Genomic DNA, 280 nt, shown 5'->3' with positions numbered 1-280 from the left:
GAATTGTCGGTGATAACCGAGCCTGCGACCGTGATGCCGTCCAGGGTCAGCTTCGCATCGGCCGTGACCGCGCTCGTGCTCAACGTCGCGCCGCCGTCGATCTTGCTCGCGACCGTGACGTCGATGGTGCCCGAGCCGTCGATGGCCCCGCCCGAGATCTCGGTGTTCGACAGCGTCAGTGTCTGACTGCCGTCGACCTGCACCGTGCCGATGTTGGTAACGACGTCATTAAGCAGCGTCGCCGCGCCTGAGATCTCCAGCGTGCCGTTGTTGGTGACCG

1 protein-coding gene is annotated in these 280 nt (G+C 64.6%); it reads right to left on the bottom strand.

The features are described from left to right. The coding region (locus XI06_RS06400; protein ID WP_271604848.1) for a hypothetical protein at nt 1–280 on the bottom strand (280 nt) is incomplete at both ends.

Source organism: Bradyrhizobium sp. CCBAU 11434 (genome assembly GCF_028128895.1).
In the GTDB taxonomy this organism is placed as follows: Bacteria; Pseudomonadota; Alphaproteobacteria; order Rhizobiales; family Xanthobacteraceae; genus Bradyrhizobium; species Bradyrhizobium zhengyangense.
This window is presented reverse-complemented; position numbering and strand designations above follow the sequence as displayed.